This window comes from Pseudomonas sp. HMSC057H01 (genome assembly GCF_001836405.1).
Taxonomy (GTDB): domain Bacteria; phylum Pseudomonadota; class Gammaproteobacteria; order Pseudomonadales; family Pseudomonadaceae; genus Pseudomonas; species Pseudomonas aeruginosa.
Window position 1 is genome coordinate 1 of the sequence record NZ_KV828484.1, and the last position, 25,276, is coordinate 25,276.

General features: G+C 64.9%; 18 protein-coding genes and 1 other RNA gene. 8 read left to right on the forward strand and 11 right to left on the reverse strand.

Annotated features, from left to right (window positions below; all coding sequences use genetic code 11):
• Positions 1-407: 407 nt before the first annotated feature.
• From HMPREF2581_RS18260 to puuE, 5 genes are read right to left on the reverse strand one after another with little or no spacing between them, the layout of a single operon-like run.
• Positions 408-1,685 carry a urate hydroxylase PuuD gene (locus tag HMPREF2581_RS18260; protein WP_003083321.1) on the reverse strand — a complete coding sequence of 426 codons (1,278 nt, stop codon included), beginning with the start codon at positions 1,683-1,685 and terminating at the stop codon, positions 408-410.
• A 48-nt stretch (positions 1,686-1,733) separates the two neighbouring features.
• Positions 1,734-2,243 (reverse strand): ureidoglycolate lyase, encoded by a 510-nt coding sequence (locus HMPREF2581_RS18265; protein ID WP_003083329.1) that lies wholly within the window; start codon positions 2,241-2,243, stop codon positions 1,734-1,736.
• A gap of 54 nt (positions 2,244-2,297) precedes the next feature.
• Positions 2,298-3,296 carry an allantoicase gene (gene alc / locus HMPREF2581_RS18270; protein WP_003110786.1) on the reverse strand — a complete coding sequence of 333 codons (999 nt, stop codon included), beginning with the start codon at positions 3,294-3,296 and terminating at the stop codon, positions 2,298-2,300.
• Between the two features lie 17 nt (positions 3,297-3,313).
• Positions 3,314-3,829 (reverse strand): 2-oxo-4-hydroxy-4-carboxy-5-ureidoimidazoline decarboxylase, encoded by a 516-nt coding sequence (gene uraD / locus HMPREF2581_RS18275; RefSeq protein ID WP_003087205.1) that lies wholly within the window; start codon positions 3,827-3,829, stop codon positions 3,314-3,316.
• The gene (gene puuE, locus HMPREF2581_RS18280; RefSeq protein WP_003140227.1) at positions 3,826-4,752 is read right to left on the reverse strand and encodes an allantoinase PuuE; all 927 of its coding nucleotides are present in this window, start codon (positions 4,750-4,752) and stop codon (positions 3,826-3,828) included. The genes uraD and puuE overlap by 4 nt, the downstream gene beginning before the upstream one ends.
• A gap of 372 nt (positions 4,753-5,124) precedes the next feature.
• On the opposite strand from puuE, the gene uraH reads away from it, so the two are divergent.
• Positions 5,125-5,505 carry a hydroxyisourate hydrolase gene (uraH, locus tag HMPREF2581_RS18285; protein WP_003083338.1) on the forward strand — a complete coding sequence of 127 codons (381 nt, stop codon included), beginning with the start codon at positions 5,125-5,127 and terminating at the stop codon, positions 5,503-5,505.
• A 241-nt stretch (positions 5,506-5,746) separates the two neighbouring features.
• Here uraH and HMPREF2581_RS18290 read toward each other — a convergent pair whose 3' ends face one another.
• Positions 5,747-7,096 (reverse strand): NCS2 family permease, encoded by a 1,350-nt coding sequence (locus HMPREF2581_RS18290; RefSeq protein WP_003087209.1) that lies wholly within the window; start codon positions 7,094-7,096, stop codon positions 5,747-5,749.
• Positions 7,097-7,470: 374 nt separating this feature from the next.
• On the opposite strand from HMPREF2581_RS18290, the gene HMPREF2581_RS18295 reads away from it, so the two are divergent.
• On the forward strand, positions 7,471-8,250 hold the full coding sequence (locus HMPREF2581_RS18295) for a GntR family transcriptional regulator (protein ID WP_003083340.1): 780 nt from the start codon (positions 7,471-7,473) through the stop codon (positions 8,248-8,250).
• A 53-nt stretch (positions 8,251-8,303) separates the two neighbouring features.
• Here HMPREF2581_RS18295 and guaD read toward each other — a convergent pair whose 3' ends face one another.
• From guaD to alkB2, 5 genes are all read right to left on the reverse strand, one after another.
• Positions 8,304-9,608, reverse strand: coding sequence for a guanine deaminase (gene guaD, locus HMPREF2581_RS18300; RefSeq protein WP_003110785.1), 1,305 nt, complete (start codon positions 9,606-9,608; stop codon positions 8,304-8,306).
• A 69-nt stretch (positions 9,609-9,677) separates the two neighbouring features.
• Entirely contained in the window at positions 9,678-10,517 is an 840-nt protein-coding gene (gene xdhC, locus HMPREF2581_RS18305; RefSeq protein WP_003083344.1) for a xanthine dehydrogenase accessory protein XdhC, read from the reverse strand.
• A 26-nt stretch (positions 10,518-10,543) separates the two neighbouring features.
• Positions 10,544-12,943 (reverse strand): xanthine dehydrogenase molybdopterin binding subunit, encoded by a 2,400-nt coding sequence (gene xdhB / locus HMPREF2581_RS18310; RefSeq protein ID WP_003117773.1) that lies wholly within the window; start codon positions 12,941-12,943, stop codon positions 10,544-10,546.
• Positions 12,936-14,390, reverse strand: coding sequence for a xanthine dehydrogenase small subunit (xdhA, locus tag HMPREF2581_RS18315; RefSeq protein WP_003140224.1), 1,455 nt, complete (start codon positions 14,388-14,390; stop codon positions 12,936-12,938). Before xdhA ends, xdhB begins: the two co-directional genes overlap by 8 nt.
• Before the next feature lie 219 nt (positions 14,391-14,609).
• On the reverse strand, positions 14,610-15,743 hold the full coding sequence (gene alkB2, locus HMPREF2581_RS18320) for an alkane 1-monooxygenase AlkB2 (RefSeq protein WP_003083349.1): 1,134 nt from the start codon (positions 15,741-15,743) through the stop codon (positions 14,610-14,612).
• 180 nt (positions 15,744-15,923) lie between these two features.
• On the opposite strand from alkB2, the gene HMPREF2581_RS18325 reads away from it, so the two are divergent.
• From HMPREF2581_RS18325 to ffs, 6 genes are all read left to right on the forward strand, one after another.
• Entirely contained in the window at positions 15,924-16,583 is a 660-nt protein-coding gene (locus HMPREF2581_RS18325; protein ID WP_003087224.1) for a GntR family transcriptional regulator, read from the forward strand.
• Between the two features lie 25 nt (positions 16,584-16,608).
• The gene (gene smc, locus HMPREF2581_RS18330; RefSeq protein ID WP_003140222.1) at positions 16,609-20,097 is read left to right on the forward strand and encodes a chromosome segregation protein SMC; all 3,489 of its coding nucleotides are present in this window, start codon (positions 16,609-16,611) and stop codon (positions 20,095-20,097) included.
• A 165-nt stretch (positions 20,098-20,262) separates the two neighbouring features.
• Positions 20,263-21,132, forward strand: a complete 870-nt coding sequence (gene zipA / locus HMPREF2581_RS18335; RefSeq protein WP_003110778.1) for a cell division protein ZipA — start codon at positions 20,263-20,265, stop codon at positions 21,130-21,132.
• Positions 21,133-21,224: 92 nt separating this feature from the next.
• Positions 21,225-23,609, forward strand: a complete 2,385-nt coding sequence (gene ligA / locus HMPREF2581_RS18340; RefSeq protein ID WP_003140219.1) for an NAD-dependent DNA ligase LigA — start codon at positions 21,225-21,227, stop codon at positions 23,607-23,609.
• A gap of 45 nt (positions 23,610-23,654) precedes the next feature.
• A complete protein-coding gene (locus tag HMPREF2581_RS18345) occupies positions 23,655-24,032 on the forward strand; it encodes a hypothetical protein (RefSeq protein WP_003083354.1) in 378 nt (125 codons plus the stop codon).
• 110 nt (positions 24,033-24,142) lie between these two features.
• Positions 24,143-24,239, forward strand: an RNA gene (gene ffs / locus HMPREF2581_RS18350) — signal recognition particle sRNA small type.
• Positions 24,240-25,276 lie beyond the last annotated feature (1,037 nt).

The window sequence follows — 25,276 nt, forward strand, 5'->3', positions numbered from 1 at the left end:
CTTTGGGTATTTGTTCCCTAGCGTTCTATCCACAACGTTATCAACCAAAAAGTTGCACAGTTCTTCATTGGCAAGGCAGCCGAAGATGGGGCGCGCACTATCACACGACGCAGCACCGGTCCCCCGGCCACACAGATCACCCGAGCGAAGTTTGCTGGGCAAATACGAGACGATACGTACCTGCGGATAGCGACGGTTGGTTGGTCGCTTTCAATGGTGGAGCGCCGCACGGTTTCGTTCCAGCGGCCCTGGGTGAAGGAAAGTGAGTTATTGGAGAGGTTGGGGGCTGAACGATATGGCCAGTTATGGCCAAAAGCCCTCTATGGAGAGGGCTTTTGGGGTAGGGCCAGCAGGGGTGTTCTGCTGCGGGGAACCGGAGGTGCGGTTCTTCGCCTTTCGGCCAAGGCTCAGTTGATCTGTGCGCCCTTGGCGATCCAGCTGCCGATCAGGTTGCGTTCTTCCTGGGTCATCTGCGTGATGTTGCCCAGCGGCATGATCTGCGAGGCCACGGCCTGGGCCTGGATCTTCGGTGCCAGTTGCTGGATCTGCTGCGGGGTGTCGAGCATGATCCCGCCTGGCGCGGTGCTGAACAGCTGGCTGGTCGGTTTCGCCGAGTGGCAGACGGTGCAGCGCTCCTGGATCACGTGATGGACCTTGTCGAAGTCGGCTCCGCTCGCGGCCCCGGCATTGGAGGCCTGGGTCGCGGCGGGCGCGGCTGGTGCGTCGCCGCCGGTCGCCGGTTGTGCCGGTGCCGCCGCCGGGGTGCTGGCCAGCGGTGCGGAAGCCTGCTGGTAGTTCGGCGTGGTGACGAAGGCCAGGGCGATCATGCCCAGCGCGCCGGCGGGCAGGGCCCAGGCGAAGCGGTTGCTTTCGTGGCGGGTGTTGAAGTAGTGGCGTACCAGTACCGCGAGCACCGCGATGGCGGCCAGGATCAGCCAGTTGTACTGGCTGCCGTAGGTGCTCGGGAAGTGGTTGCTGATCATGATGAACAGTACCGGCAGGGTGAAGTAGTTGTTGTGCCGGGAGCGCAGCAGGCCCTTGGCCGGCAGCACCGGATCGGGCTCGCGGTTTTCTTCGATGGCTTTCACCAGCGCGCGCTGGGCCGGCATGATCACCCTGAACACGTTGCCGACCATGATGGTGCCGATGATCGCGCCGACGTGCAGGTAGGCGCCGCGGCCGCTGAACACCTGGGTCAGGCCGTAGGCGGCGGCGACCAGCAGGACGAACAGGACCAGGCCGAGCAGGGCAGGGGTCTTGCCCAGCGCCGAATCGCAGAGGATGGTGTAGACGAACCAGCCGCAGACCAGCGAACCGATACCGATGGCGATGGCCGCCGCCGGCGCCAGGTCGCTGCCGGGGGCGATCAGGTAGAGGGTCGGGTTCAGGTAGAACACGATGGTCAGCAACACCACCCCGGACATCCAGGTGGAGTAGGCCTCCCATTTGAACCAGTGCAGGTTCTCCGGCATTTTCGGCGGAGCCAGCTTGTACTTCTCCAGGTGGTAGATGCCGCCACCGTGGATTGCCCAGAGGTCTCCGGACAGGCCTTCACGCGGGTTGCTGCGGTTGAGGTTGTTCTCCAGCCAGACGAAATAGAACGAAGCGCCGATCCACGCGATCCCGACGATCATGTGAATCCAGCGCACCAGCAGGTTCAGCCATTCGATGAGATGTGCTTCCACAGTCTTGTACCTCTTGCCCTGGCCGGCGGACCGGCGGCAGGACCTCTCTTATTGGTTTGATTGGGGGTCGAGGAGGAGCTGTTCGTCCTCGGTGAAGAAATGCTCGTCGCAGTTGTTCCCGGAACCGCTGCGATCGACCACCAGGAAGTCATCCCGCTTTTCGATCGTCAGCACCGGATGGTGCCAGACGCCGCGGTGGTAATTGACGCCCTGCCTTCCGTTGGTCAGGAAGGCGCGGACGAGGCCCGGTACAGGTACATCGCCAAGTGGCGCGACCACGACCAGAAAGGGGTTGCCGAGCAGCGGGATGAAGGCCTGGCTGCCCAGCGGATGGCGTTCCAGCATGCGGATGCGCAACGGCATTTCCAGCTTCTCGGCGCTGAAGATGCTGATGATCGCGTTATCTTCCGGCTGCGCGGTCTCGACCGTGGCCAGCTTGTGATAACGGCGGGTGGAGCCGTTGTTGATCATGAAATAGTCGCTGCCGGCGGTTTCGATCACGTCACCGAACGGGGCGAAGGCTTCCTTGGTCAACGGCTCGATCTTGAGAGTGCGCATACTGATCCTGTCGATTCTGTTTGTTGTATTCCGGACGCACGCGGGGCCCGGGTCTCACGGTAATTGTGGGCTGCCGAACAGGCGCAGGCGGCTGACGCCGCCGTCGGGAAAGATGTTCAGGCGTACATGGGTGATCGGGCCGAGGGCGTTGAGGTGCCGCTCGAACCGGTGTTCCTGGTGCATTTCCAGCTTCTGCGCTGGCAGCAGCTCGCGCCAGAAGAGGCTCTGTGCCTCGATCCGGGCCTCGTTTCCGCCTTCCACGAAGGCGGCCTGAATGCTGCAGCTTTCCGGATAGTTGCCCTTGAAGTGCAAGGTATCGACGACCGCCGCCTCGATGCTGCCGGGATGGCCGAGGGCGACGATCACCCAGTCGTGGCCCGGCGTGCGGCGGCGGCCGGTTTCCCAGCCGTCGCCCATGTTGATGGCACGTCCGGGGTTGAGCAGGTTGCCCATGCGTCCGAAATGCTGGTCGGAACAGGCCAGCGCCCGGCCGCCGTTGACCGCTGCGGCCAGGTCGAGCGCCGTTCCCGGCGGCAGGCTGCTCCAGTCGCGGTAGGGCACGCCATAGAGGCGCAGGCGGGCGATACCGCCGTCCGGGTAGATGTTCAGACGCAGGTGGGTCCAGGGACGTTCGTCGTCTATCGGGTGGTAGTGATGGCTATCGCCCTGCAGCCCCACCGCCGGCAGCACTTCGCTCCAGGACGTGCTGTCGTCCGGGTCGCCTTCGGTGCAGAAGCAGCCATCCAGGGAAGCCGCCGGCGGATGGTTGCCGGTGAAGAAGCGGGTGTCGATGTCGACGCCCTTCAGCACGCCCGGCACACCCAGGCGGATCACCGCCTGGTCATGGCCCTCGAAGCGCTTGCGGCGGGTTTCCCAGCCGTCCATCCACTTGCCGCTGTCGTCGAACACGCCTTCCTTCCACACCGGTTCGCCGGCCTGCAGCATGCGGCTGGCCGGGGCGAACCATTCGTCGCTGACGGCGACCACCTGGCTGCCCAGGCGCGCGTCGGCGAGGTCGAGGTAGTGGCGGAAGGGCGCGTGTTTGGCGTTCATGCTCGTCTCCGCAGGCCTCAGAGCTGCTGCAGGCGGAACAGGGCGATCTTGTTGATCTCGGCCAGCGCGGTAGCGAACTCCTCGTCGGCGGAGTGCTGGATGCGTTCCTCGAAGGCCGCCAGGATCTGATGGCGGTTGCTGCCCTTCACCGCCTTGATGAAGGGGAAGCCGAACCTGGCCTTGTAGGCGTCGTTGAGTTCGGTGAAGCGGGCGAACTCCTCGGCGCTGCATTCGTGAATCCCGGCGCCGGCCTGCTCGGAGGTGCTGGAGGCGGTCAGTTCGCCACGGATCGCTGCCTTGCCGGCGAGGTCCGGGTGGGCGTTGATCAGCGCCAGCTGGGCCTCGCGGCTTGCCGACAGGAGAATGTCGGCCATGCGCTGGTGCAGGCCCTCGATATCGTTGAGGCTGTCGTCGATACCCAGGTCATAGGCCTTCTCGGCGACCCAGGGGGAGTGTTCGTAGATGTCGGCGAAGGCTTCGACGAAGGCCTCGCGGGACAGCGAGGCGGGGGTCAGGGTCTGGAAACGGCTCATGCCTCGGTCTCCTGGAAAGGATGCTCACGGTGCCAATGGCGGGCGATGTCTTCGCGGCGGGCGAACCAGACCTTGTCGTGGCTCTGCGCGTACTGGATGAAGCGCTCCAGGGCGGCCATCCGCGCCGGGCGACCGATCAACCGGCAATGCAGGCCGATGGAGAGCATCTTCGGCGCCGTCGCGCCTTCTTCGTAGAGCACGTCGAAGGCGTCCTTCAGGTACTGGAAGAACTGCTCGCCATTGTTGAAGCCCTGCACCTGGGTGAAGCGCATGTCGTTGGTGTCCAGGGTATAGGGAATCACCAGATGCGGTTTCTCCGCGGTGCTGGCCGGGTCCCAGTAGGGCAGGTCGTCGTCGTAGGTGTCGGAGTCATAGAGGAAGCCGCCTTCCTCCATCACCAGGCGCCGGGTGTTCGGGCCGGTGCGTCCGGTGTAGCAGCCCACCGGGCGCTGGCCGGTGAGTTCGGTGAGGATGCGGATGGCTTCGAGCATGTGCTCGCGCTCCTGGGCCTCGTCCATGTACTGGTAGTCGATCCAGCGGTAGCCGTGGCTGCAGATTTCGTGGCCGTCGGCGACCATCGCCCTGATCACCTCAGGGTTGCGCTGCGCCGCCATGGCCACGGCGAACACGGTGAGCGGCACGTTGCGTCGCTTGAACAGCTTGAGCAGGCGCCAGACCCCGGCGCGGCTGCCGTATTCGTAGAGCGATTCCATGCTCATGTGGCGCACGCCCTGCAAGGGCTGGGCAGCCACCATTTCGGAAAGGAACGCCTCGGACTCCTTGTCGCCATGCAGGACGCAGCGCTCGCCACCTTCTTCGTAATTGAGCACGAAGGACAGGGCGATGCGCGCATCGCCGGGCCAGTGAGGGTGGGGAGGGTTGTTGCCGTATCCGATCAGGTCGCGTGGGTAGTCAGCGCTCACAGCAGTGTTCCTTATTGTGGATGGGGCGGCGGGCCGGACGGGCCGGGGATGCCGTGATGGATTTATTGTATACAAGTTTGCCTGCGGTCTGTAAATACAATCCTGCTTGCCGATCCCTGCCATTCATCCAGCAAAAAACCTGCCCGACTGGTCAGTTAGCGAAGAATGAGGCCCTGCGGGGTGGGGCTTGTGGAAGGAATGCCCGATTTCGGGGCGGCTGCCGCATTTTCGGTTGTGGCGGTGTTTTTTGTATACAATTCATCGAAAGATAACTTATATTGCTTCGCAAGCGGCTCCCTGGCGGGCTGCAAGCGAGCGGCGCCGGGCAGGTCCCGGAGCGATCCCCATCGAACGAAGGCAAGAGGAGGAGTGGTGTCCGCCAGCGGGCGCCCGCAACCCATGGGACGTTTGACCACGCATGTACTGGATTCCGCACACGGCTGCCCCGGCCATGGCATCAAGATCGAGCTGTACCGGGTAGAAGGCCAGCAACTGGAACTGATCGCCACCACCCTGACCAACCACGACGGCCGCTGCGACCAGCCGGTGCTGCAAGGCGAGGACTTCCGTCCCGGGGTCTATCAACTGGTGTTCAGCGCCGGCGACTACTATCGCGCCCGCGGCGTGCAATTGCCGGAGCCGGCATTCCTCGACCAGGTGGTGCTGCGTTTCGGCATCGCCTCCGCCGACGATCACTACCATGTGCCGCTGCTGATCTCGCCCTACAGCTACTCGACCTATCGCGGCAGCTAGGTGCGTGCCACGAAACATTGACTCCCTGAGTCCTTTTCCCTGGCCCGCCATCGAGCGGGCTTTTTTCGTTCGCGGGGAAGGCGCCGAGGGTTGCCGGTTATCCGCCATCTGCGGGGGGGGGCAGGACGATGCGGCGCAAGGTGCGAATGGGCGACGGATGAGACTGCGCGTCGCGAGCCCTGCGGGGCAACGACAGGTTCGAGGCGGATAGCCGCGTGCGGCCATCCGCCATCCGGGCGGGTCAGAGGAAGATGAACTTGGCGACGAAGATCACGAACAAGGCATAGAGGCTGGCCGAGACTTCGCGGTGCTTGCCGGTGAGGACCTTCATCGCGACGTAGGTGATGAAGCCCAGGGCGATACCGTCGGCCACCGAGAAGGTCAGCGGCATCATGATCACCGTGACGATCGCCGGGATGGTTTCGGTGTGCTCGTCCCAGTCGATGTGCGCCATCCCGCCCATCATCAGCATGGCCACGTAGATCAGCGCGCCGGCGGTGGCGAAGGCGGGGATCATCCCGGCCAGCGGGGCGAAGAACATCGCGGCGACGAACAGCACGCCGACCACCACCGCGGTGAGCCCGGTACGTCCGCCGGCGGCCACGCCCGCGGCGCTCTCCACGTAACTGGTCACCGGCGGGACACCGAGCATGCCGCCGAACACGCTGGAGGCGCTGTCGGCCTTCATCGCCTTCGACAGGTTCTCGATACGTCCGTCCTCCTTCACCAGGTGCGCGCGCTGGGCGACGCCCATGAGAGTGCCGGCGGTATCGAACATGTGCACGAAGAGGAAGGCCAGGATCACGCTGATCATGGTGACGTTGAACGCGCCGGCGATGTCCATCGCCAGGAAGGTCGGCGCCAGGCTCGGCGGCGCCGAGAACACCCCGCCGTACTGCACCAGGCCGAGGGCCCAGCCGACCAGGGTGACGCTGAGGATGCTGATGAGGATGCCGCCGAACACCCGGCGGTACTCGAGCACGGCGATCATCAGGAAGCACAGTGCCGCCAGCAGCGGGCCGGGCGAGGTGAGGTGGCCGAGCTTGATCAGGGTCGCCGGGCTGGCCACTACGATGCCGGCGGTCTTCAGGCCGATCAGGCCGAGGAACAGGCCGACACCCGCGCCCATGGCGAACCTGAGGCTGCGGGGGATGCTGTTGAGCAGCCATTCGCGGACCCGGGAGAAGGTCAGCAGCATGAACATCACCCCGGAGATGAACACCGCGCCGAGGGCGATCTGCCAGCTGTAGCCCATGGTGCCGACCACGGTGTAGGTGAAGAAGGCGTTCAGCCCCATTCCCGGCGCCAGGCCCACCGGCCAGTTGGCGTACAAGCCCATCAGGAAGCAGCCGAGGGCGGCCGCCAGGCACGTGGCGACGAACGCCGCGCCGTGGTCGATGCCGGCGTCGGCCATGATGTTGGGATTGACGAAGATGATGTAGGCCATGGTGATGAAGGTGGTCAGCCCGGCCGCCAGCTCGGTCCTGACCGTCGTACCATGCTGGCGGAGCTTGAACAGGCGTTCGAGCAGGCCGGTGGCGGGCGGTGTCGCAGCGTAGATCCCTTGTTCTTCTTGTTTGGTGCTTTCCACAGCAGGTACTCCTCATCGCTCTTGTTGTTAGGTCCTGCGGGCCGGTTGGTTACCAGATCCCTGACGCGGCTCGAAGGTGATGTGAGGGCACGATTTTCTGACCTTTGGGTCAAGAACTCGTGCGAGCGATTATGCCTTTGTATACAAAAAGGTCAAAGAATGTTTGAGGGTGTTTCGCCACATTTTTATCAGCTTTCCGTCACGCGTCCTTCCGGGCGGTGCCGCGCGCTCGGAACGAGGGGCGGAAAGGGGTGGTGCGCCGGATGCCGCTGCTTGTGTACACTATTTCGCTATCAGCCGCCGGCGTGCCTCACCCACGCCCGTGAGCCAGGATCAGCCCAGGCCACAAGCCGGACGCACAAGGTTCGAGACCGATGACCGATCAGTTGCAACACATCAGGAAGCCGCCGCGCACCGGCAAGGCTGCCCGCAGCGGTACCCAGGACGAGATCGTCTACGCCCACATCTTCGACGCCATCCTCGAACAACGCCTGGCCCCCGGCACTAAGCTGAGCGAGGAAGCGCTCGGCGAGATATTCGGCGTCAGCCGCACCATCATTCGCCGCGCCCTCTCGCGCCTGGCCCACGAGCAGGTGGTGCTGTTACGGCCGAACCGCGGCGCGGTGGTCGCCAGCCCGAGCATCGACGAGGCCCGGCAGATCCTTTTCGCCCGCCGCACCGTCGAGCGCGCCATCACCGAACTGGCCACCGACAACGCCACCGCCGAGCGCCTGGCCGAGTTGCGCGAGATGGTGGTGCAGGAACAATCCAGCTTCGCCCGTGGCGACCGGGGCGCCGGCATCCGCCTGTCCGGCGAGTTCCACCTGAAGCTCGCCGAGATGGCGCGCAACGCTCCTCTGGTGAGTTTCCAGCGCAGCCTGGTGTCGCAGACCTCGCTGATCATCGCCCAGTACGAAAGCGGCGGTCGCTCGCACTGCTCGTTCGACGAGCACAACGAGATCCTCGACGCCATCGAGAAGGGCGACAAGGAGCGCGCGGTGACCCTGATGATGCACCACATGGAGCATATCGACAGCAAGCTCAACCTGGAGAGCGACAACGCTTCCGGCGACCTGCACGCGGTGTTCTCGCACCTCCTCGGCGGCAAGAAGAAGCCACGCCGGGCCAAGGCCGACAGCGACTCGGCGGCCTGATCCGAAGCATGGAAAAGCCCCGCGATGCGGGGCTTTTTCGTTTCCGCCGGGAGTCAGTCGCGGCGATGCACCGAGCGACCGGCGGCGAAGGTTTCCTTCACCGTGCGGTCGTCGCCGAGGATGGTCAGCGCGAACAGCCGTTCGGCCAGGCTGCCGGCCTGGCTCAGGCGGTAGGAGAGCAGCGGGGTGGCGTGGTAGTCGAGGACCACGAAGTCCGCCTCGTTGCCGGTGGCGAAGCTGCCGATCCGGTCGTCCAGCTCCAGCGCACGGGCGCCGCCGAGGGTGGCGAGGTAGAGCGACTTGAACGGATCGAGGCGGGCGCCCTGCAACTGCATGACCTTGTACGCCTCGTTCAGGGACTGCAGCTGGGAGAAGCTAGTGCCGGCGCCGACATCGGTGCCGAGGCCGACCTTGACCTTGTAGCGCTCCAGCTTCGGCAAGTCGAACAGACCGCTGCCGAGGAACAGGTTGGAGGTTGGGCAGAACGCCACCGCCGAGCCAGTCTCCGCCAGGCGCTGGCATTCGCCGTCGCACAGGTGCACGCCATGGGCGAACACCGAGCGCGGCCCAAGCAGGCCGTGGTGGTCGTAGACGTCCAGGTAGCCGCTGCGCTCGGGGAACAGCTCCTTCACCCACTCGATTTCCTTGAGGTTCTCCGACAGGTGGGTGTGCAGGTATACGCCGGGATGCTCGCGCAGCAGCCGCGCCGCCATGTCCAGCTGTTCCGCGGTGCTGGTCGGGGCGAAGCGCGGGGTCACTGCGTAGAGCAGACGGCCCTGGCCGTGCCAGCGCTCGATCAGCGCCTTGCTGTCGCGGTAGCTGCTCTCGGCGGTGTCGGTCAGGTAGTCTGGCGCGTTGCGGTCCATCATCACCTTGCCGGCGATCAGGCGCAGGTCCAGGCGCCGGGCGGCCTCGAACAGCGATTCCACCGACTGCCGGTGCACGCTGCCGAAGACCAGCGCGGTGGTAGTGCCGTTGCGCAGCAGTTCCTGCAGGAAGATCTCGGCGACCTGGTCGGCATGGGCCTGGTCACTGAATTGGCGCTCGGTGGGGAAGGTATAGGTGTTCAGCCAGTCCAGCAGTTGTTCGCCGTAGGAGGCGATCATCCCGGTCTGCGGGAAATGGATGTGGGTATCGATGAAGCCGGGGGTGATCAGCGCGTCGCGGTACTCGAAGACCTCGACGTCGCCGATCTCGCCGAGCAGGGCTTCGGCGTCACCGAGGCGAGCGACCTTGCCGTCCTCCACCAGCAACAGGCCGTCCTCGAAGTATTCGTAGGAGCGTTCGACGCCGACCTCCGCGGGGTCGGCGATGCTGTGCAGGATGGCGGCGCGGTAGGCTTTGGCGTTGCGGGTCATGGCAGTCTCGAAAAAAGGTTCGTGGGAGGTCCGCCGCCTGGCGGCGGACGCGGGGGAGCGGGGGGCCGCTCAGGATTCGTGGGCGCGGCGCGACTCCGGGGTCAGCCGGGTGACGCTCGACGGCCCCTGCTTGCGTTCCAGGCCGAAGGCGGCGTTGTAGGTGGCGATCACCTCGCCGGCGATGGAGATGGCGATCTCCGCCGGCAGCTTGCCTTTCACCTGCTCCAGGCCCATCGGGCAGCGCATCCGTTGCAGGCGTTCGGCATCGACGCCACGTTCGCGCAGGCGGTGCTCGAACTTGACGCGCTTGGTCTTCGAGCCGATCAGGCCGAAGTAGGCGAAGTCGTTGCGCGCCAGGATCGCCGCGGTAAGCTCCAGGTCCAGCGGGTGGTTGTGGGTCATGACGATGAAGTGGCTGCCGGGCGGCATCCGCTCGACCTCGTCGAGCACTTCGTCGTTCACCACTTTCTCCACGCCGTCGGGCAGGAGCGCGGGAAATTCGTGTTCCCGCGAATCGATCCAGCGCACCCGGCAGGGCAGGCTGGCGAGCAAGGGTACCAGGGCGCGACCGACGTGGCCCGCGCCGAACACGGCGATGTGTGCCTGTGGCTGGCCCATCGGCTCGAACAGCAGCACCGTGGCGCCGCCGCAGCACTGGCCGAGACTGGCGCCCAGGCTGAAGCGCTCCAGGCGGGTGTCCTGGGTCCGCGCGGCGAGCATTTCCCGGGCAATGGCCTGGGCCCTGTATTCCAGGTGGCCGCCGCCGATGGTGTCGTAGAGCCGCTCGGCGCTGACCACCATCTTCGAGCCGGCGTTGCGCGGGGTCGAGCCGCGCTCCTCGATGATGGTCACCAGGACGCAAGGTTCGCCGCTACGCTGCAACTCGGCCAGGGCGCTGATCCAGTTCATCTCGTCATCCTCCCGATCGCGGCGGTTCAGGCCGGTTCGACCGCGGCGTCCGCCGCTTGTGCCTGGGCGGCCTTCAGCCGGCGCATCTGTTCCACGCCCCAGAGCACCCGCTCGGGCGTCGCCGGCGCGTCGATGGCGGGTTGCGCGCGGTAGTCGGCGAGGCTGGCCACGGCGTCCTTGATCGCGCACCAGACCGAGATGCCGAGCATGAACGGCGGCTCGCCCACGGCCTTGGAATGGAACACGGTCTGCTCCGGATTCTTGCGGTTCTCCAGCAGTTTCACCCGCAGGTCCAGCGGCATGTCGGCGACGGCGGGAATCTTGTAGCTGGCCGGGCCGCTGGTCATCAGCTTGCCCTTGGCGTTCCAGACCAGTTCCTCCATGGTCAGCCAGCCCATGCCCTGGACGAAGCCGCCTTCAACCTGGCCGATGTCGATGGCCGGGTTCAGCGAGTCGCCGACGTCATGCAGGATGTCGGTGCGCAGCATGCGGTATTCGCCGGTGAGGGTGTCGACTATCACCTCCGAGCAGGCGGCGCCGTAGGCGAAATAATAGAAGGGCCGGCCACGGGCCTGTTCGCGGTCGTAGAAGATCTTCGGCGTGCGGTAGAAGCCGGTGCTGGACAACGAGACCTGGCCGAAGTAGGCCTGCTGGACCAGTTCCTCGAACGGCAGGATCAGCTCGCGGATACGCACCTGGTTGTTGCGGAACTCGACGTCTTCCTCGCTGACCTTCCAGTGCCGCGCGGCGAACTCCACCAGGCGCCGCTTGATGGTTTCGGCGGCATTCTGCGCGGCCTTGCCGTTCAGGTCGGTGCCCGAGGAGGCGGCGGTGGGCGAGGTGTTGGGCACCTTGTCGGTATTGGTGGCGGTGATCTGGATGCGCTCCACGTCGACCTGGAAGACCTCGGCGACCACCTGGGCGACCTTGGTGTTGAGGCCCTGGCCCATTTCGGTGCCGCCATGGTTCAGGTGGATGCTGCCGTCGGTATAGATGTGGATCAGCGCACCTGCCTGGTTGAGGAAGGTCGCGGTGAACGAAATGCCGAACTTCACCGGGGTCAGCGCCAGGCCTTTCTTCAGGACCGGGCTGGCGGCATTGAACGCACGGATTTCCTCGCGGCGGCGGGCGTACTCGCTGCTCGCTTCCAGCTCGGCAGTCATCTCCGCCAGCAGGTTGTGCTCGACGGTCTGGTGGTAATGGGTGACGTTGCGCTCGTCCTTGCCGTAGTAGTTGAGCTTGCGCACCTCCAGCGGATCCTTGCCGAGGCTGCGGGCCACGGCGTCCATGATCTCCTCGATGGCGACCATTCCCTGGGGCCCGCCGAAACCGCGGTAGGCGGTGTTCGAGGCGGTGTTGGTCTTGCAACGGTGGCCGTTGATGGTGGCGTTGCCGAGGAAGTAGGCGTTGTCCGAGTGGAACATGGCGCGGTCGACGATCGAGCCGGAGAGGTCCGGCGAATAGCCGCAGTTGCCGGCCAGGTCGATCTGGATGCCGTGCAGGCGGCCATCGTCGTCGAAGCCGACGTCGTATTCGACGTAGAACGGGTGACGCTTGCCGGTGATCTGCATGTCCTCCATGCGCGGCAGGCGCATCTTCGCCGGACGCCCGGTGTGGTAGGCGACCACCGCGCACAGGCAGGCCGGCGCCGCGGCCTGGGTTTCCTTGCCGCCGAAGCCGCCGCCCATGCGGCGCATGTCGATGACGATGCGGTTGAAGGAAACCCCGAGGACCTCGGCCACCAGCTTCTGCACTTCGGTGGGGTTCTGCGTCGAGCAATAGACGATCATGCCGCCGTCTTCGCTGGGCATTACCGAGGAAATCTGCGTTTCCAGGTAGAAATGCTCCTGGCCGCCGATGTGCAGCGTGCCTTGCAGGCGATGCGGCGCGCCGGCCAGCGCGGCGGCGGAGTCGCCGATGCGGTGCTGGTGGCTGTCGAGGACGAAATGGCGCTTGCGCAGGGCCTCGACCACGTCGAGCACCGGTTCCAGGTCTTCGTACTCGACGATCGCCGCCATGGCCGCCTTGCGCGCGGTTTCCAGGCTGTCGGCGGCGACCGCCAGGACCATCTGTCCGACATACTCCACCTTGCCATCGGCCAGCAGCGGGTCGCCGGCCACCACCGGGCCGATGTCGAGCTGGCCGGGAACGTCGGCGGCGGTGAGGGCGATGGCGACGCCGGGGAACTGGTAGCAGGGCGTCACGTCGAGGCGGGTGATGCGGGCGTGGGCGCGCTCGCTCAGGCGCGCATAGACGTGCAACTGGTTGGGAAACTCCAGGCGATCGTCGATGTAGATCGCCTCGCCGCTGACGTGCTTGGGGGCGCTTTCGTGCTTGACGCTGCGGCCGACTCCGGTGGTCAGCTCGGCGCGGAACAGGTCGGCCAGCTCTTCCTGGCTCTTGTGCGGCTTGCGATGGTTAGACATAGGCGGTCACCCGGGTTTCGACGGCGGGAGCGTGCAGCTCCAGGAAGCATTTGCGCAGCAGGTTCTGCGCGGTCAGCAGGCGATATTCCTTGCTCGCGCGGAAGTCGCTGAGCGGGGTGAAGTCGTTCGCCAGGGCGGCCGCGGCGCGTTCGAAGCTGGCGGCTTCCAGGCGCGCGCCTTGCAGCGCCGCTTCGCAGGCGGCGGCGCGCTTGGGAATCGCCGCCATGCCGCCGAAGGCGACCCTGGCGCGGGCGATCCGGCCATCTTCCAGGTCGAGGCTGATGGCGGCGCAGACCGCGGAAATATCGTCGTCGATGCGCTTGGAGACCTTGTAGGCCTTGAACGCCTGGCTGGGCCGGGCACGCGGGACGAGGATCTTCTCGATGAACTCGCCTTCTTCGCGGGCGGTGACCTTGTAGTCGAGGAAGTACTCCTCCAGCGGCAGCTCGCGGCGCCGTTCGCCGCGGCGCAGGACGATCTTCGCGCCGAGGGCGATCAGCAGCGGCGGGGCGTCGCCGATCGGCGAGGCGTTGCCGATATTGCCGCCGAGGGTGCCCTGGTTGCGGATCTGCAGGGACGCGAAACGCTGCAGCAACTCGCCGAAGTCCGGGTAGTCCGCGGCCAGCGCCTGGTAGCAGTCGGTCAGCGGGGTGGCGGCGCCGATTTCCAGGCAGTTGGCGCCCACTTCGATGCGTTTCATTTCGCGGATGTGGCCGACATAGATCATCACCGGCAGTTCGCGATGGAACTGGGTGACCTCCAGCGCCAGGTCGGTGCCGCCGGCCAGCAGGCGTGCCTGCGGATTGGCGCCGTAGAGGTCGGCCAGGTCGGCGACGGTGAGCGGCAGCAGGCAGCGCCGGTCACCGCTGTTCAGCTCGGCGGTTTCGCGCGGAGCGATGGCGCGCAATTGCTCGATGGTGGCGGCTTCCCGGGCGTCGAACTGGTCTGTGCGCTTGTGGCAGCAGGCCTGCTCGGCGGCGTCGAGGATCGGCCGGTAGCCGGTGCAGCGGCAGAGGTTGCCGGCGAGCGCCTCGTGGGCCTTGGCCGGATCGGCGCCGGCGCTGTTCTTCTGCAGGGCGAACAGCGACATGACGAAGCCCGGCGTGCAGAACCCGCACTGCGAGCCATGGCAGTCGACCATCGCCTGCTGCACGTCGTGCAGGCGGTCCTGGTGCTTGAGGTCCTCGACGGTGATCAATTGCTTGCCGTGAAGGGCGGAAACGAAGGTCAGGCAGGAGTTCAGGCTGCGATAGCGGATGCGTTCGGCACCATCCTCGCCGGTGACCAGTTCGCCGACCACCACGGTGCAGGCGCCGCAATCGCCGGAGGCGCAGCCTTCCTTGGTGCCGGTCTTGCCGAGGTGCCGGCGTAGGTAGTCGAGGACGGTGAGGTTGGGGTCCAGGCGTTCTTCGACGCGGATCTCCCGATTGAGCAGGAACCTGATCAAGGCGTGCCTCCAGGCGGTTCTTGTTATTGAATTCTAGGCCTTGCAGGAGAACCGGCCGGAGTGGGGCGGTTTCCGCACAGGGCTCCACGGTAGGAGCTATGGAGGCGAATCTAGAAAAAACTGACTTTTGAGTCAAATAATTTTTTGACCTGTAGGTCAGTCAGTTTGCCCATAAACGAAAACGGCACCCGAAGGTGCCGTTTCCCAAGGGCGGGACGCTCAGATGCGCTGGGTGTCGGTAAGCTGGTATTCCTCGCCGGCATAGTAGGCGCGCACCTTCGGGTCCATCACCGCGCGCCAGAGCGGTGGGAACAGGGCGAGGACGATCATCCCGGCGTAGCCGTTGGGCAGTTGCGGGCTGCTGTCGTAGTGGCGCAGCACCTGGTAGCGGCGCTTGGCGTAGGCATGGTGGTCGGAATGGCGCTGCAGGTGGAAAAGGAACAGGTTGGTCAGGAGGAAATTGCTGTTCCACGAGTGTTCCGGCGTGGTGCGTTCGTAGCGGCCGTTGTCCAGACGCCGCCGATGCAGGCCGTAGTGCTCGACGTAGTTGACGATCTCCAGCAGGGTGAAGGCCATCACCGACTGGCCGAGGAAGAAGATCGCTCCCAGCCAGCCGAAGGCCAGGCTGAAGCCGAGCAGGAAGAGGGCGCTGATGGCGTACCACCAGATCAGCTCGTTGCGCCAGTGCAGGGCCGGCAGGCCCTTGCGCTTCAGGCGCTCGGCCTCCAGGCGCCAGGCGTTGAGGAAGTTGTGCTTGTAGGCGTGCGGGAGGAACGAGTAGAGGCTCTGGCCGTAGCGCGAGGACGAGGCATCTTCCGGGGTCGAGACGTGTACATGGTGGCCGCGCACGTGTTCGACCTTGAAGCCGGCATAGCACACCGCCGCCAGCAGCAGGCCGCCGGCGTTCTGTTCCAGTTGCGGGTCCTTGTGGATCAGTTCGTGGGAGACGGTGATGCCGATGGCGCCCATCACGGTGCCCACCGACAGGATCCAGCCCAGTTGGCCGACCCAGTCCCAGCGGGTCTCGTGGGCGAGGATCCAGCCGGACCAGACGAGCATGCCCAGCAACAGCGGGACGGTGGCCAGGGACAGTACGCGGTAGTAGCCCTGTGCTTCCATCTCCGGCACTTCGCTGGCTTCCTCGGGGTTGGCTGGATCGCGGCCGACGATGGCATCGAGGATCGGGATCAGCCCGAACACCACGCTGATCACCAGCCAGGGCCAGGCGTTGGGATAGTCGCTACCGAGCGACCACCAGTAGCTGAGCGGAATGCCGAGCACCGCGATCAGCCAGATCCAGTAGCCGTACTTTTTCAGACGCAGCATCCAGGCAGAGGAAAGCGAGGCAAACATGGGAAGTCCTCGTATTTATCTTGTTAGATTGTCTGACAATTGTCCTCCCTTGGCCGGCCCGCCCCATCCCAACCTTCGTTCTGTCCGCCGCTTCGCCGGGAAGCCGGCGGGGTAACGCCCTGTGTTACACTTCCCATCCATATACCCCCGGAAAACGCGCCCCTGGATAAAAGGATCACCATGACGTTCAAGGCCCCGGACAGCCTGGCAGAGCAGATCGCCCACCACCTCGCGGAACGCATCATCCGGGGAGAACTCAAGGAACGGGAACGTATCCAGGAGCAGAAGGTCACCCAGACCCTCAACGTCAGTCGCGGCTCGGTCCGCGAGGCGCTGCTGATTCTCGAACGCCGCCACCTGGTGAACATCCTGCCGCGCCGCGGCGCCCAGGTGTCCGAACTGTCCCCGCAACATGTGGAAAGCCTCTACGCGCTGATCGTGCAGCTCTACATCCTGCTGGCGGAAAGCGTCGCCCGGCGCTGGCGCAGCGAAGCCGAGCTGGCACCGTTCCTGGCCATCCAGCAGCGCCTGCTGAACAACCTGGCGCAAAGCGATATCGACGGCTTCGTCGAGGCCAGTTTCGACATCATGCGCGCGGCCTTTCCTTTCGCGAACAATCCCTACCTGCAGGAGACCGTCGAAAACCTGCTGCCGGCGGTGAGTCGCGCCTACCACCTGGCGCTGGAGCGGCGCAAGGCGGAAATGAACCAGTTCCTCGGCAGTTTCGCCCAGCTCCTGCAAGCGGTGATCGCCCGTGACGAGGCGAGGATCCGCGAGGTCCTGCTGGAATACGGCCGCCACAACTGCCAGCTGGTGCTGGCCGCGCTCGCCGAACGCTGATGGCGACCCTGGCGGGAGCGCACGCATGCGCCTGAAGAGCATCAAGCTGGCGGGGTTCAAGTCCTTCGTCGATCCGACCACGGTGAACTTCCCCAGCAACATGGCGGCAGTGGTAGGGCCGAACGGCTGCGGCAAGTCGAACATCATCGACGCGGTGCGCTGGGTGATGGGCGAAAGCTCGGCGAAGAACCTGCGCGGCGAGTCGATGACCGATGTCATCTTCAACGGCTCGAATACCCGCAAGCCGGTGAGCCAGGCGAGCATCGAGCTGATCTTCGACAACGCCGAGACCACCCTGGTGGGCGAATACGCCCAGTACGCCGAGATATCCATTCGCCGGCGGGTCTCGCGGGATGGGCAGAACACCTATTTTCTCAACGGCACCAAGTGCCGGCGGCGCGACATCACCGACATCTTCCTCGGCACCGGCCTGGGGCCGCGCAGCTACTCGATCATCGAACAGGGCATGATCTCCAAGCTGATCGAGGCGCGTCCGGAAGACCTGCGCAACTTCATCGAGGAAGCCGCGGGTATTTCCAAGTACAAGGAGCGCCGCCGCGAAACCGAAAGCCGCATCCGTCGGACCCAGGAAAACCTGGCACGCCTCACCGACCTGCGCGAAGAGTTGGGGCGGCAACTGGAACGCCTGCACCGGCAGGCCCAGTCGGCGGAAAAATACCAGGAACACAAGGCCGAGGAGCGCCAGCTCAAGGCCCAGCTGGGTGCCGTGCGCTGGCGCGACCTGAACGAGCAGGTCGGTCAGCGCGAGCGGGTCATCGGCGACCAGGAGATCGCCTTCGAGGCCCTGGTGGCCGAGCAGCGTGGTGCCGATGCCGGCATCGAACGGCTGCGCGACGGCCATCACGAGTTGTCCGAACGCTTCAACCAGGTGCAGGCGCGCTTCTATTCGGTCGGCGGCGACATCGCCCGGGTCGAGCAGAGCATCCAGCATGGCCAGCAGCGCCAGCGCCAGTTGCAGGACGACTTGCGCGAAGCCGAACGGACCCGCCAGGAAACCGAATCGCACCTTGGGCACGACCGTACCTTGCTCGCGACCCTGGCCGAGGAAATGGCCATGCTCGCACCGGAACAGGAACTCAGCGCGGCCGCCGCGGAAGAAGCGGGCATCGCCCTGGAACAGGCCGAGCAGGGCATGCAGGCCTGGCAGCAGCAGTGGGATGCCTTCAACCAGCAGAGCGCCGAACCCCGCCGCCAGGCCGAGGTGCAGCAGTCGCGCATCCAGCACTTGGAGCAGAGCCTGGAGCGCCTGCAGGATCGCGAGCGGCGCCTGCAGGACGAGCGTGGCCAGTTGGCGGCCGACCCCGAGGACGCGGCGATCCTCGAACTCAACGAACAGGTGGCGATCGCCGAACTGGCCCTGGAAGAACTGCAATTGCAGGAGCAGGGCCAAGCCGAGCGGCTCGAACAATTGCGCCAGGAATTGCAGCAACTGGCCGCCGAACAGCACCAGGCGCAGGGCGAGTTGCAGCGCCTGAACGGTCGCATCGCTTCGCTGGAGGCCCTGCAGCAGGCCGCTCTCGACCCCGGACAGGGTGCATTGGAGTGGTTGCGCGAGCAGGGCCTGGAACAACGTCCGCGCCTCGCCGAAGGCTTGCGTGTCGAGCCGGGTTGGGAACTGGCGGTGGAGACCGTGCTCGGCGCGGATCTGCAGGCGGTCTTGCTGGACGGCTTCGACGGGCTCGCCCTGGCCGGCTTCGGCAAGGGCGAGCTGCGCCTGCTCAGCCCCGCTCACGGAGCCGCGACGGCGGCCGGTTCGCTGCTGGACAAGGTCCGCGCCGACGCCGACCTGAGTCCCTGGCTGGCCCGGGTGAAACCGGTGGAGACCCTGGAACAGGCGCTCGCCCAGCGCGGCGCCCTGGACGACGGCGAGAGCCTGATCAGCCGCGATGGCTACTGGGTCGGCCGGCACTTCCTGCGGGTCCGGCGCAGCGACGAGGCCCAAGGCGGCATGCTCGCCCGCGCCCAGGAACTGGAGGCGTTGCAGGAACGGCGCGAGGTCCTGGAAACCCGCGTCGCCGAGGGCGAGGAGCGTCTGGCTGCGGCCCGCGACGAGCAGCGCGAGCTGGAAGGCGCGCGCGAGCAGGTGCGGCGCCAGGTCCAGGAGGAGGGCCGCCGGCACGGCGAGCTGAAGGCGCAGTTGTCCGCGCAGCAGGCCAAGGTCGAGCAACTGGTACTGCGTCGCCGCCGTCTCGACGAAGAAGTGGCGGAACTGGCCGAGCAGCGCGCGCTGGAACAGGAGCAACTGAGCGAGGCGCGCCTGACCCTGCAGGAAGCGCTGGATAGCATGGCGCTGGACACCGAGCGCCGGGAAACCCTGCTGGCGGAGCGTGACGCCCTGCGCGAACGGCTCGACCGGATTCGCCAGGATGCCCGTACCCACAAGGACCATGCGCACCAACTGGCGGTGCGGGTCGGCTCGCTGAGGGCGCAGCACAATTCCACCCAGCAGGCCCTGGAGCGCCTCGACCAGCAGTCGGCGCGCCTCAACGAGCGTTGCGAACAGCTCAACCTCAATCTGGAGGAGGGTGCGGCGCCGCTGGAAGAGCTGCGCATGAAGCTCGAGGAGTTGCTGGAGCGACGGATGGCCGTTGAGGACGAACTCAAGCAGGCGCGGCTGGCCCTGGAAGACGCCGATCGCGAACTGCGCGAGGTGGAGAAGCGCCGCGGCCAGGCCGAGCAGCAATCGCAACTGCTGCGTGGCCAGCTGGAGCAGCAGCGCCTGGAGTGGCAGGGGCTGGTGGTGCGGCGCAAGGCCTTGCAGGAGCAGCTCGCCGAAGACGGCTACGACCTGCACACGGTACTGGCCAACCTGCCCCTGGATGCCAGCGAACGCGAATGGGAGGAGCGTCTCGAGAGTCTCGCGGCGCGTATCCAGCGTCTGGGGCCGATCAACCTGGCGGCGATCGAGGAGTACCAGCAGCAGTCCGAGCGCAAGCGCTACCTGGACTCGCAGAACGACGACCTGGCCGAAGCGCTGGAGACGCTGGAAAACGTCATCCGCAAGATCGACCGGGAAACCCGCAATCGCTTCAAGGAAACCTTCGACCAGATCAATGCTGGCCTTCAGGCATTGTTCCCGAAGGTATTCGGCGGCGGTACGGCATATCTGGAACTTACCGGCGAAGATCTACTCGATACCGGTGTGGCGATCATGGCGCGCCCGCCGGGCAAGAAGAACAGCACTATCCACTTGTTGTCCGGCGGGGAAAAGGCGCTGACCGCGCTGGCGCTGGTATTCGCCATCTTCCAGTTGAACCCGGCGCCGTTCTGCATGCTCGACGAAGTCGATGCGCCATTGGACGATGCCAACGTCGGACGTTATGCGCGATTGGTGAAGGAGATGTCGGAAAAGGTGCAGTTCATCTATATCACCCACAACAAGATCGCCATGGAAATGGCCGATCAGTTGATGGGCGTGACCATGCATGAGCCGGGCTGTTCACGGCTTGTTGCAGTTGACGTGGAAGAGGCGGTCGCATTGGCTGAAGCCTGAGTGTCAGGCAGTGTAAACTTGTGCATGGGCATGTTAGTTTAATGGCCACTTTTTGTATCGCGTGGGAAAGTTCTGTCAGAACAAGGTTGGCTCCACGTTTCAAGGGACAGGACGTCCTTTTTTCATTTTTTTATTCACCATTTTCACTAGGGGCTACGGAATTACATGGATATCGGTCTGCGCGAATGGCTTATCGTTATCGGGCTTATCGTGATCGCCGGCATTCTCTTCGACGGTTGGCGGCGGATGCGGGGCGGCAAGGGCAAGTTGAAGTTCAAGCTCGACCGCAGTTTCGCCAATCTGCCGGACGACGACGGCGACTCGGCTGAACTGCTGGGGCCGGCGCGGGTGGTCGAGCATCGCGAGCCGTCCTTCGACGAACAGGACCTGCCCAGCGTCAGTGCCCGCGAAACCAAGGAGCGCAAGGGCGGCAAGCGCCAGGAAGAGCCGCGCCAGGGCGATCTGGACCTCGACGAGGGGCTGGCCCTTGAGGCGGACCCGAGCGATGCCGCCGAGCCGGTGGAGCCACGCAAGGGCAAGTCGAAGGGACGCAAGGAGAAAGAGCGGGAGAAAGCCCCTGCGGTCGCTGCCGAACCTGCTCCGGTCGACGAGGTGCTGATCATCAACGTCATCGCCCGCGACGAAAGCGGCTTCAAGGGGCCGGCCTTGCTGCAGAACATCCTCGAGAGCGGCCTGCGCTTCGGCGACATGGACATCTTCCATCGCCACGAAAGCATGGCCGGCAATGGCGAGATCCTGTTCTCCATGGCCAATGCGGTGAAACCGGGCACTTTCGACCTGGACGACATCGACAACTTCAGCACCCGCGCCGTGAGCTTCTTCCTCGGCCTGCCGGGGCCGCGCCATCCGAAGCAGGCCTTCGACGTGATGGTCGCCGCCGCGCGCAAGCTGGCCCACGAGCTGAACGGCGAGCTGAAGGACGAGCAGCGCAGCGTGCTGACCGCCCAGACCATCGAGCACTACCGCCAGCGCATCATCGACCATGAGCGCCGCAGCTTGATGCAGAAGCGCTGATCCGGCCACAGCCCCTTTCTTCGTGCGGGAGAGGGGGCGAACTACTCTATAGAGCAGCCGAGGCTGCTCTTTTCGTTTCACGGACTCCCACCATGACCGACACCCAGGCTGCCGCCGAACGCATCGCGCAACTGCGAACCGAACTGGACACCCACAACTACCGTTACTACGTGCTCGACGAACCGAGCATTCCCGACGCCGAATACGATCGCCTGTTCCGCGAGTTGCAGGCGCTGGAGACCGAGTACCCGCAACTGCTGACGCCCGACTCGCCGACCCAGCGGGTCAGCGGCACGCCGGCCTCGGCGTTCGGCGAAGTGCGCCATGAGATCCCCATGCTCAGCCTCGGCAACGCTTTCGAGGAGCAGGACCTGCTGGACTTCGACCGCCGCGTACGCGAAGGACTGGCCGACCTGTTGCCTGGCGGCGACCTGCTCGGCGGTGGCGCGGAGGTCGAGTACAGTTGCGAGCCGAAGCTGGACGGCCTGGCCGTCAGCCTGCTCTACGAACGCGGCCAGTTGGTGCGCGGCGCCACCCGCGGCGATGGCAGCACCGGCGAGGACATCACCAGCAACGTACGCACCATTCGCAACGTACCGCTGAAGCTGCACGGCGAAGGCTGGCCGGAGATCCTCGAAGTGCGCGGCGAGGTGTTCATGTCCAAGGCCGGTTTCGAGGCGCTCAACGCCAAGGCCGTGGAAACCGGCGGCAAGACCTTCGCCAACCCGCGCAACGCGGCGGCCGGCAGCCTGCGCCAGCTGGATTCGAAGATCACCGCCAGTCGCCCGCTGGAGTTCTGTGCCTACGGCTTCGGCCAGGTCAGCGGGACGCTGCCGGACACCCAGGTGGGCATCCTCGAGGCGTTCCGCGGCTGGGGTATCCCCATCAGTCGCGAGCTGCGCCTGGTCAAGGGCGCCCAGGCCTGCCGCGACTACTACGACGACATCGGTCGCCGACGCGATGCGCTGGCCTACGAGATCGACGGCGTGGTGTTCAAGGTCAACCGCATCGCCTTCCAGCGCGAACTGGGCTTCCGCGCGCGCGAGCCGCGTTGGGCGATCGCCCACAAGTTCCCCGCGCGCGAGGAGCTGACCGAGCTGCTGGGTGTCGAGTTCCAGGTCGGCCGCACCGGCGCCGTGACCCCGGTGGCACGCCTCAAGCCGGTGCAGGTGGCCGGCGTCACGGTGTCCAATGCGACCCTGCACAACATGGATGAAGTCGCCCGCCTGGGCCTGCGCATCGGCGATACGGTGGTGATCCGCCGTGCTGGCGATGTGATTCCGCAGGTCATGCAGGTGGTGCTCGAGCGCCGCCCGGCGGATGCGCAGGCTATCGAGGTGCCCGAGCATTGCCCGGTCTGCGGCTCGGCCGTGGAGCGGACCCAGTTGGTCAAGCGCAGCAAGGGCAAGGAGTCGATCAGCGAGGGCGCCATCTATCGCTGCGTCGGCCGCCTCTCCTGTCAGGCGCAGTTGAAGCAGGCGATCATCCATTTCGTATCGCGCCGGGCAATGGACATCGACGGTCTTGGCGACAAGATCGTCGAGCAACTGGTGGATCGCGGGCTGGTCGCCTCGCCGGCGGATCTCTATACCCTGACCTATGAACAGGTGTTCGAGCTGGAAGGGTTCGCCGAGCTGTCCACCAACAACCTGCTGGCGGCCATCGCCGATAGCCGCAAGCCTTCGCTGGCGCGCTTCATCTTCGCCCTGGGGATTCCCGACGTCGGCGAGGAAACCGCCAAGCTGCTGGCGCGTTCGCTGGGTTCGCTCGAGCGGATCGGCAAGGCGCTCCCGGAAGTGTTGACCTACCTGCCGGACGTCGGCGCCGAGGTAGCCTACGAGATCCACAACTTCTTCGCCGACGAGCACAACCGCCAGGTGATCGCCCAGTTGCGCGATGCCGAACATGGCGTGCAGTTGCAGGAAGAGGGCGAGGTCGCCGCGGAGTTCGCCGCTTGTGCCTCGCTGGCCGGTTTCATCGACAAGCTGAACATTCCCTTCATCGCCGCCACCGGCGCGGAAAAGCTGGCCAGCCGCTTCGGTTCGCTCGACGGCATCATCCGCGCCGACTGGCTCGATCTACGCCAGGTGGAGCGTCTGCCCGAGCGAGCGGCGAAAAGCCTGCGCGATTTCTTCGACGAGCCGGCCAACGTGCAGCGTGCCCTGGCCATCGAGGCGCAGTTGCGTGAGTTCGGCATGCATTGGCAGAGCGAGCGCAAGGCGGTCGAAGGCCTGCCTCTGGCCGGGCAGACCTGGGTGCTGACCGGCACCTTGGAGGCGATGAGCCGGGACGTGGCCAAGGACAAGCTGGAAGGGCTCGGCGCCAAGGTGGCCGGCTCGGTGTCGGCCAAGACCCACTGCGTGGTCGCCGGGCCCGGCGCCGGCTCGAAGCTGGCCAAGGCCAACGAGCTGGGCGTGAAGGTGCTCGACGAAGACGGCCTGCTGAAACTGTTCGACGAGCACGGCGTCGCCCGCTGAAGCGGCGGCGCTGCTGCGAAAGATTTCCGAAGACTGGAGTTAACGATGGACAAGGCAAGAAAGCAGCGGTTGCTGGGCGTGCTCGCATTGGTGGTGCTGTTCGGCGCCTACGTGGGTTGGAGCGAGCGGCCGCGCATCCTGCTGCATTACAGTGGCCAGGCTTCGGCGCCGATTGCCTACAGCTACAAGGAGCAGGGCGTGGAAACCTTCTCCGGGGAGATCCGGCCCGGCCAGGTCCGCGAGTTTCCGGTGAAGCTGTTCGGCGGCAGCGATTACCGGATCGCCTTCTCCTTCCATCGCGGTGAGGAGAAGTATGCGTCGTTCAGCACCAAGCCGGGCTGGGGCACCCTGGACCTGTATGTCGATACCGAGCTGAGCGTATCGACCCAGCCGCCGCCGGAGGGTCTGATCCAGCAGCAATGAACCGCTTTCGCGAAATGGATTGCAAACGTAAGTGCTTGAAGTGGTTGTAACTTACGCGCAAGCCGGTAGAATGGCGCGGCCTACCCGAGGGTAGGCTGCAATGGTGGCCCTGTCGGTCCCCCCGCAACGATTACCCGTCAACCTGGTCAGGTCCGGAAGGAAGCAGCCACAGCGGGAACATTGTGTGCCGGGGTGTGGCTGGCGGGGCCGCCTCCATTTCTTAAGCCCTTAATTCTAAAGGGTTTTTCTGCTTATAATTCTGAGAGTGTGTACACCTAGCTAGATGGTACACCGCGCTCGGCATTCTAGTCGGTTGTTTTTCGCAAAGCACTGATTCCTATGCGCAGCTATCCGCCGCGTCGGTATCTTTGGGTCGCTCGGGACTGGCTACTAGAGCTTAGGTTGATTCCCACTGCCCGGATGGTTTCCGGTCCTTTAGATAGCAACTGGCCGGCCTGGCTCTTCATGGCTAGTTGCTATCTAGGTGCCGTCCAAGCACAGCCCCTGCCGGGTGGGTGGCTACCCTACGCTGACGGTTTTGACCGAAGCACTGGAATACAGATTGACGGCCATTAGCCACATTGACGGCATGGGTTTTTGGGCTAGGCTGCAAGTTGATATCGCTTTGATATCGCCATTGGGAATCAAACGGAGTTTGATAGCTATGAGCAAAGCCCCTATCGGAACCACCGGCCGGACAGGCGAGCGCTGCCCTGAAAGTGGTGTGTGGAGATCGCAAGATGTCCCGTCGACGACTGCCCCCATTGCAAAGGGAAACGTGTTTCCGCCGCACAATGGTAAAGCCGTGACGTGGCAATTGACGTCCTACGCGTAGAGCAAGTGAAGAAGCCCGCTACTGCGGGCTTCTTCATAAATCTGTAAGTAATTCTGACAGCGAGATGTGCAATGCATCCTCTAGGACCTTGATGGTGTCCAAACTCGGATTACTCAAAAGAGTCCGTGCTAACGGGGTAGAACCCGTCGTCGGTGCTGGCTCGAACGTAGGCGATGGTGGCGGCTCGATGGATAGAGGCTCGCATTTTTTACAAAAAATGGCCGGTGGGGGTGTGGCCAAGTGATCCAAAAGGGATCCGAAACAGTGATCCAAAGCGCTCCCAAAGGCTAAAGCCCTGGCTATAGAATGTGATCCCCGATTGATAGTCGTGCGAAGAGCAGAAAACGCTAGAAGTCAGGAGTGGCGGGGTTTTCAGGTCCCCCCGCAACGATTACCCGTCAACCTGGTC

Coding starts and splice junctions, on each gene's coding strand:
- HMPREF2581_RS18265 (WP_003083329.1), bottom strand. CDS start 2,243: ATGCGCACTCTCAAGATCGAGCCGTTGACCAAGGAAGCCTTCGCCCCG.
- alc (WP_003110786.1), bottom strand. CDS start 3,296: ATGAACGCCAAACACGCGCCCTTCCGCCACTACCTCGACCTCGCCGAC.
- uraD (WP_003087205.1), bottom strand. CDS start 3,829: ATGAGCCGTTTCCAGACCCTGACCCCCGCCTCGCTGTCCCGCGAGGCC.
- HMPREF2581_RS18295 (WP_003083340.1), top strand. CDS start 7,471: ATGACCGATCAGTTGCAACACATCAGGAAGCCGCCGCGCACCGGCAAG.
- guaD (WP_003110785.1), bottom strand. CDS start 9,608: ATGACCCGCAACGCCAAAGCCTACCGCGCCGCCATCCTGCACAGCATC.
- xdhC (WP_003083344.1), bottom strand. CDS start 10,517: ATGAACTGGATCAGCGCCCTGGCCGAGTTGCAGCGTAGCGGCGAACCT.
- xdhB (WP_003117773.1), bottom strand. CDS start 12,943: ATGTCTAACCATCGCAAGCCGCACAAGAGCCAGGAAGAGCTGGCCGAC.
- alkB2 (WP_003083349.1), bottom strand. CDS start 15,743: ATGTTTGCCTCGCTTTCCTCTGCCTGGATGCTGCGTCTGAAAAAGTAC.
- HMPREF2581_RS18325 (WP_003087224.1), top strand. CDS start 15,924: ATGACGTTCAAGGCCCCGGACAGCCTGGCAGAGCAGATCGCCCACCAC.
- smc (WP_003140222.1), top strand. CDS start 16,609: ATGCGCCTGAAGAGCATCAAGCTGGCGGGGTTCAAGTCCTTCGTCGAT.
- zipA (WP_003110778.1), top strand. CDS start 20,263: ATGGATATCGGTCTGCGCGAATGGCTTATCGTTATCGGGCTTATCGTG.
- ligA (WP_003140219.1), top strand. CDS start 21,225: ATGACCGACACCCAGGCTGCCGCCGAACGCATCGCGCAACTGCGAACC.
- HMPREF2581_RS18345 (WP_003083354.1), top strand. CDS start 23,655: ATGGACAAGGCAAGAAAGCAGCGGTTGCTGGGCGTGCTCGCATTGGTG.